Source organism: Streptomyces sp. NRRL S-495, from assembly GCF_000966955.1.
Taxonomy (GTDB): domain Bacteria; phylum Actinomycetota; class Actinomycetes; order Streptomycetales; family Streptomycetaceae; genus Kitasatospora; species Kitasatospora purpeofusca.
This window is the reverse complement of record NZ_JZWY01001060.1, coordinates 1-6,329: the sequence shown is the minus strand read 5'-3', so window position 1 is coordinate 6,329 and position 6,329 is coordinate 1. Positions and strand designations below refer to the sequence as shown.

The following is a 6,329-nucleotide window of genomic DNA, read 5'->3' as shown; positions in this document are numbered from 1 at the left end:
CCGTCCGCGAGCACCTGCTGCTGGTCGCGGTCGCGCACGGGGTCGCCGATGCGCCCGGCTGGGTCTCCCAGGTACTGGACGGCCGGATGCTCACGGAACGGGCCGACGCGCTGCCCTCGGCCCTCTCCTCCGGGCAGATGCAGGCCCTGCTGCTGGCCTGCGCGCTGGTGCGCCCGCGCGACCTCCTGCTGCTGGACGAACCCGAGCAGCGACTCGACCCGGACGCCCGCCGGCACCTCGCCGACCTGCTGAAGGCCGAGCTGGCCGACGGCGTCGCGGTGCTGCTGGTCACCCACCACACCGACCTGGCCATGGACGTGGCCGACCGGGTGGTGGTGCTGGAGGATGGCAGGATCCTGAAGCAGGGCGCTACCCGTAAGGTGCTGGCGGCGGATTTCGCGGCCCGCACCGCCGCAGGCTCGGCACCGCCGCTCCTCCCCCGAAAGCCGCTCCCGCCGCCGAGGCCCGGACGGACGACGACCGGACCGACGACGGCTCGACCAACGACGGGTCGACCAACGACGGGTCGATCGGCGACGGCTGGACGGACGACGGGTCGACCGGTGACGGCTGGACGGACACCGACTGGTCCGAGGACTGGACCGACGAGACACTCGCCCTGCTCCGCACCCTGCGCGCCCCCCACCGGCGCAACCGCGCCAAGTCGGTCGGCTTCGCCGTCTACTGCGTGGTACTCATCCTGATCATCTGGGGCGGCGTGCCCAGCCTCGGCCTGTTCCTGCAGGCGTCCATGGGCGCCGACTACACCGGCCACGGCGGCGACCTGCTCGCCGCGATGCCCGCCGGCATCACCGCGATCGGGCTGGCCACCTTCCTCCTGCTGGTCCGGGACGGCCTGTGGCGCGGCCCGGTGGTGCCTCCCCGGGCGGCGGCCGACTGGCTGCTGATCCACCCCGTCCGACCCCGCCCGGTGCTCCGGCCGTGGTTCTGGCTGTCCTGCGCCGTGGCCGCGTTCCCCGGCCTGGTGGCGGCGGTCGGCGGCATGGTCGCGCTCGGGCTCACCGTCCGGACCGGCCTGCCGGCCGCGCTCGGCTGGTGCCTGCTCGGGGGCCTGTGCGTGCCGCTCCTGGCCACCTGCGCCGCGCTGGTGGTGGAGCGCAGCGACCGCGCCGCCCGCTGGGTGCGCCGCCTCACCCCGTATCTGACACTGCTGATCATCGCCCTGGCGGGGCAGAGCGCGCTGGCCGTCGCCGGTCACCCGGTGCGCTGGCTGGAGCTGGTCGAAATGTGGTCGGGGCCGTGGGGCTGGGCCGCGATCGCCGCACTGGCGCCGACCCCGGCCGCCGTGACGGGCGGCTGGGTGGCCGCCGCACTGCTGCTGGTGTCGACCGGTGCCGCCCTGGTGCTCGCCGACCGGGCCGCCGCGACGGTCCCACTGGCCCGGCTGCGGGAGCGGGCCAGGACCGCCGCCGGGGTGCTGGCCGCGCTCCGGACGGTCGAGCTGCGCAGCGCGCGGCTGGCGGTGAACAGCGCCAACGGCAGCGCCCGGCAGCGCCGGCTCCGGCTGCCCGCGCCCCGGCGGGCCTGGCTGGTGGTGCCGTGGCGGGACACCCTCGCCCTGCTCCGCTCCCCCGCCCGGCTGGGCCGCGCCATGGTGCTCACCGTGCCCGCGCTGCTCTGCGCCGTCCTCGCGCACGGCGCCGCGGGCGCACTGTCCTGGCTCGCCACCGCCGTCGCGCTGACGTTCGGCTACCTGGCCGTCGCACAGTTGCTGGAGCCGGCCCGGATCGAGACGGACGATGTCCGGCGGGCCTCCTGGTCGCCGTACCCGTTCGCCGCCCTGATGCTGCGCCACGCCATCGTTCCGACGCTGGCCGGGGTCCTGCTGGGGCTGGCCTGCACCGGGGCGCTGCTGGCGGCGGGCACGGGCCCGGCGGCCTGGCTCGCACCGGCCGCCGCGCCGGCGCTGGTCGCGGCGGGACTGGTGAACGCCTGCCGCGGGGTGCTGCGCAAGGACCTGATGTTCTCCCCCGCCCAGGGCGCCGGCGGTGGGACGGGCCCGCTGCTGTTCGCCGTCTGGTACGCGGCCGGGCCCGCCGTGGGCGTGGCGGCGCTGACGCCGATGTTCTCCTCGGCACTGCGCAGCGGGGCCCTCGCGCCGGTCGGCAGGGCCGCCCTGATGGCGGTGGTGGTCGCGGTCCTGCTGCTGCGCTGGGCACAGGCCAGGGCAGCGAAGATGAGCAGGGCCCGTCCCGGGGGGAGCACTCCCTAGAACCGGGAGGAGCACTCCCCCGGTCCTGGGGGGGAGCTCTACCCAGGACCGGGGGGAGCTCTCCCCAGAAGCTGACGATCTGCAGGAACGTGCCGGGGTTGTCGTCGTAGCCACTGGGCTTCACCGCGAGGCCGACGATCCGGCGCAAGCCCGTGCCGAGGTCGGTCGCGGCGGGCGACGGACGGTCTACAGGCGACGACCGGCGAGTGGTCGGAGGGCTTGTCGTGCGGTGCGGTCGGCCGGGCCTCCACCACGCTCGACAGCTTGTCGATGGCAGTGGAGACCTCCTGGAACTTGGCCAGCAGCGAGTGGCTGATCAGGATGTGGTCGATGAGCTCGTGCTGGCCCTCGAAGATGCGGGAGAAGCCGCCCTGCTCCAGGAGCTTCGGAGCCAGATTCCACAGACGCTTGGCGTCGCCCTGGTCGGGGTGGTCGAAGCCACCGGTGCCCATCTGGGAGCCGGGCGGGCCGTACAGGATCTGGGTGGTAGCGGCCTGCCACTCGTCGTTGAAGTCGCCCAGCACGATGGCGTCGTGGGTTCGGCCGTCGCCCTGGAGCAGCTCGTCGGCCAGGGCGCGCATGGTGACGGCCTCGGCGGTGCGGCGGAAGAGCGCGTAGGCCCCGTATCGGGCGCGCAGGCGCTCATCGTTGGTGCTGTGCTGCTTGTTGGGGAAGGTCAGCAGCTTCGACTTCAGATGGCAGACGGCCACGTCCAGGCTGTGGCCCGGGGTCGGCTCCACCGTCACGGCGAGGCCACCGCGGCCCATCTCTCCGGTCGGGCTTCCCGGGATGCCGTCGTCCTCGACCTGGACGGGGTGGAGGTGGTCCGGGAAGTCCTTGCGCTGCCGAATGTTCGTGAGCGGCCACCGGCTGATGACGCCCACGCGGATGCCCCGAGGATCGGGATGGTTCGACAGCGCGGTGTGCCAGGTGCCCGGCAGCTTGGCCACCAGGTCGTCGAGCGCTTCCTGGCTGCCCACCTCCTGCACCCCGAGAAGGTCGGGACCGATCTCGGTGATGACTTCGGCCAGGGCCTCGACCTTGGCCTCGTACGTCGCCTGGTCCTTCGCGGCGCACGTGTTGGGGTTGGGCGGGCTGCCGACCGGCAGCGGCCGGCAGAAGTTCTCCACGTTCCAGGTCCCGATGATCGCGCTCACAGTTGCTCCCGTCGTCGTTCGGCCAGGTTGCGAGGCAGTGTTTCGCGCGTACGCGAACCAGGGGCGACTGGTGGGTGGAACGTGCCGCGCGTCCACTCGGCTGCCGTAGCTCTGCGATGCAGAACGCTGGGGCGCGCGACGCAGTCGACGCCCCGCGGTCGACAGCTCGGCGAGGACGGCGCCGCTGCGCGTGTTGGCGACGCCGGGCAGCGGCACCAGTCGTTCCATGCCGCCGACGGGGGGCTTGCCGCCCGCATCCTTCAGGACCTCGGCCGCGGCCGTGCCGACACCGGGGCCGAGGAGAACGCCTGCGGCCACGAGGGCGGCCGTAAGCAGGGAAGCGGCCCAACGGGCCACCTGTGGCCGTGAGTTCTGGGAACCAGTCTCTCTCCCGGGACGGAATCGCGGACCAGCCACGAGGCTAAGGCATGAACATGTCGCTCCGGTTCGACGTGCGCCCGCCGACCCCGGTCCCCCGGGTGGCAAGGGGAGGCGCTCCGCGGCGATCAGGCGATTATCGGCCATGCGCACCGCATCACTGTCTGATGACCTGTCATTGACACATGCTTGACCATCACTTTAATGTCGCAGTGGCGGCGACGAACGCGCCGCCGGATTACCGGTATATCTCGGAGGTCCGAATGGAACAGCTCATCAAGAAGATGACCCAGGACGACAAGTGGAAGGGCTGGGTCGCCGCCAACTCCGGAAGCACCGCCAAGGACGGCTGCATCAGCGCGGCCCCCAAGTCCGGGTGCATCAGCGTGGCCAAGGCCGGTTGTATCTCCTGACGCACCAACCGGCCCCTTGACGGCACAGGTCCGCCCTGAGCTGCGCCGACGAGGTTCGGGCCGGCCGGGACACCCGGTCGGCCCGGGCCCGCGGCGCACCCTCGCCGACGCGCTACCGCCCGTGCCGCGTGCCGTCCGCATCCCGCCCCGGGGCCGGGGAACCGGAGCCCCGGACACCGACCGGAGGTGACATTGAACGGCCAGCCGACCGCCGACGTGGTCGACCGGATCAAGGACATTCCCCTCTACCGCACATCGATCGAGCAGGGTTTTTTCCCCATTCTGGAGAAACCCGAGATCGCCCGCGGATTTCCCGACAACTGGATGACCCCGCAGCTGTCGGCCGCCCTCGCGGCCGGCGAGGCGGAGTTCGTGCTCTCCACCGGCACCAACCACGCCCGCATGCAGATCATCCGACCGCCCTACTTCCTGCTGAAGTCCTACTACCGCCTGTGGAGCGAGCACCCCGATCTCGCCGACACCTGGCGGGAGGGCTGCCACCGGGTCTCCCTCACCACCGTCCTGGCCACCGAGCACGTCGCCCGCGTCAACGCCCGCAAGCGGGGCGAGGAGCCGGTGGGCGAACCGGACCCGCGCGACCGGTGGCTGGACGACCGCACCTTCTACCTCAACCTGCGACTGGACCCGGACCACTGGCAACGGGCCGACGTCGAGCGCATGCTCGCCGAGATCCGCGACGCCGCCCACGCGCACCCGCGCGGCCGCTACCTCCTCGACTGTTCCTCCTCCCACCTCGCCCACCTGGTGCGCAAGGCCCGCGCCTGGGGCCTGTGGGAGGGGTTCCCGCCGCCGGCGGCCGTCGTCCACGCCTACGAGTACACGCCGGCGAACGTGGCCCGGTACCTGCGCGAGCACTTCGACTGCCCGATCGTCGACCTGTTCGGCAGCACCGAACTCGGCTACCTCTACTACAGCGACCGCGGCGGCGACTACCGGCCCTACCTGCACGACATGAGCGTCGAACTGCTGCCCGTCGCCCCCGGCAGCACCATCCACAGCCTCATCGTCACCAGCGTGCGCAATCCCTTCATGCCGCTGGTCCGCTACCGCTCGGGCGACTGCGTTCGCACCGCGGACGGCAGCACTGACCCGGAGCACATCACCCGCTTCTGCGGCCGCGAGAAGGAACTGCTCGCCACCCCAAGCGGCCCCCGCGCCCAGGGCGACCTCGACGAAGCCGTCAGCGCCGTCACCCCGAGGGTCTTCCTCACCCGCCTGCACCTCGAGGAGCCGGGCGGGGCCGTCCTGCGCTGCACCACCTTCGACGCAGCCCCGCTCACCCGTGCCGAGAGCGACGCCCTGGCCGGTGCGGCCGCCGAACTCACCGGCCGGCACTGCCGCGTGGAGCACCACGACCACCTGCCCGTCGGCGCCTCCGGCAAGTACGCCTGGCTCGCCGCGTCCCCGACCGCCGCCACGATCCCCGCCCCGCCGGCCGGAGGTACCCGATGACCACCCAGTCCGAACCCCGGTCCGAATCGCAGGCCGAACCGCAGGCCGAATCCCCGTCCGAATCCGAGGCCGAATCGCAGGCCCGGTCCGAATCGCAGGGCCGTGTCACGGTCACGGCCACGGACCTCGAGGAGCTGCTCGGCGACGACCTCCACGCCGAGGTGGTCGCCCACACCGTCACCCGCACCGGCTGCACACCCGCCGACGCCGAACGCCAGGTCACCGAGTGTCTGCGCTACCTCTACCTCGTGTCCCGGCACCCCGAGGAGCTCGCCGGCCTCTTCCTTCCCGTCGAGCAGCACATCGACGAGATCTGGCACTACCTCATCCTGCAGACCCGCGAGTACCGCGCGCTGTGCGAGGAACGCCTGCCCGGCCGGTTCTTCGTCCACCACCGCGGCATCCCGTACGAGTCCTACCAGGAGGAGCCCGGCCGCCGGCAGGCCGCCGAGGAGGCACTGCGCTGGATCCCGCTCTACTGCCGTGCCTTCGGCCCCTTCGACGAGGGAGCGCTCGCCCACTGGACCGTCGTCCGCTACCTCCACGAGCAGATGGACATGTCGCTGGAGGAGATCTCGGCACTGAACCCCCTGGCGTCCCCGTGACCGCCACCCCGGCGGCCGCCGCCGCACCCCGCCGCCCGCCGGGACCGACCGGGGCCGGACCGGCGGGAGC

Annotated in this window: 6 protein-coding genes; 5 read left to right on the top strand and 1 reads right to left on the bottom strand. The window is 72.7% G+C overall.

The window, feature by feature from the left end:
- Together VR45_RS50915 and VR45_RS38870 are read left to right on the top strand one after the other, a co-directional pair.
- On the top strand, positions 1–704 hold a 704-nt coding region (locus VR45_RS50915), incomplete at its 5' end, for an energy-coupling factor ABC transporter ATP-binding protein (protein WP_353612757.1).
- Positions 689–2,233 carry a DUF6297 family protein gene (locus VR45_RS38870; protein ID WP_234326606.1) on the top strand — a complete coding sequence of 515 codons (1,545 nt, stop codon included), beginning with the start codon at positions 689–691 and terminating at the stop codon, positions 2,231–2,233. The genes VR45_RS50915 and VR45_RS38870, both read left to right, overlap by 16 nt.
- 38 nt (positions 2,234–2,271) lie before the next feature.
- On the opposite strand, the gene VR45_RS38865 is transcribed toward VR45_RS38870, so the two are convergent.
- Entirely contained in the window at positions 2,272–3,708 is a 1,437-nt protein-coding gene (locus VR45_RS38865) for an endonuclease/exonuclease/phosphatase family protein (protein WP_234326604.1), read from the bottom strand.
- A 323-nt stretch (positions 3,709–4,031) separates the two neighbouring features.
- Between VR45_RS38865 and VR45_RS48165 the strand changes: the two genes are divergently transcribed.
- From VR45_RS48165 to VR45_RS38855, 3 genes are all read left to right on the top strand, one after another.
- A complete protein-coding gene (locus VR45_RS48165; RefSeq protein ID WP_167349754.1) occupies positions 4,032–4,181 on the top strand; it encodes a hypothetical protein in 150 nt (49 codons plus the stop codon).
- A 192-nt stretch (positions 4,182–4,373) separates the two neighbouring features.
- The gene (locus VR45_RS38860; RefSeq protein WP_045944675.1) at positions 4,374–5,654 is read left to right on the top strand and encodes a hypothetical protein; all 1,281 of its coding nucleotides are present in this window, start codon (positions 4,374–4,376) and stop codon (positions 5,652–5,654) included.
- Positions 5,651–6,259 (top strand): hypothetical protein, encoded by a 609-nt coding sequence (locus VR45_RS38855; protein WP_234326603.1) that lies wholly within the window; start codon positions 5,651–5,653, stop codon positions 6,257–6,259. The genes VR45_RS38860 and VR45_RS38855 overlap by 4 nt, the downstream gene beginning before the upstream one ends.
- Positions 6,260–6,329: the final 70 nt, after the last annotated feature.

Excerpts from the sequence above, each read along its gene's own strand:
- VR45_RS38855 (WP_234326603.1), top strand. The coding sequence starts at position 5,651 with ATGACCACCCAGTCCGAACCCCGGTCCGAATCGCAGGCCGAACCGCAG.
- VR45_RS48165 (WP_167349754.1), top strand. The coding sequence starts at position 4,032 with ATGGAACAGCTCATCAAGAAGATGACCCAGGACGACAAGTGGAAGGGC.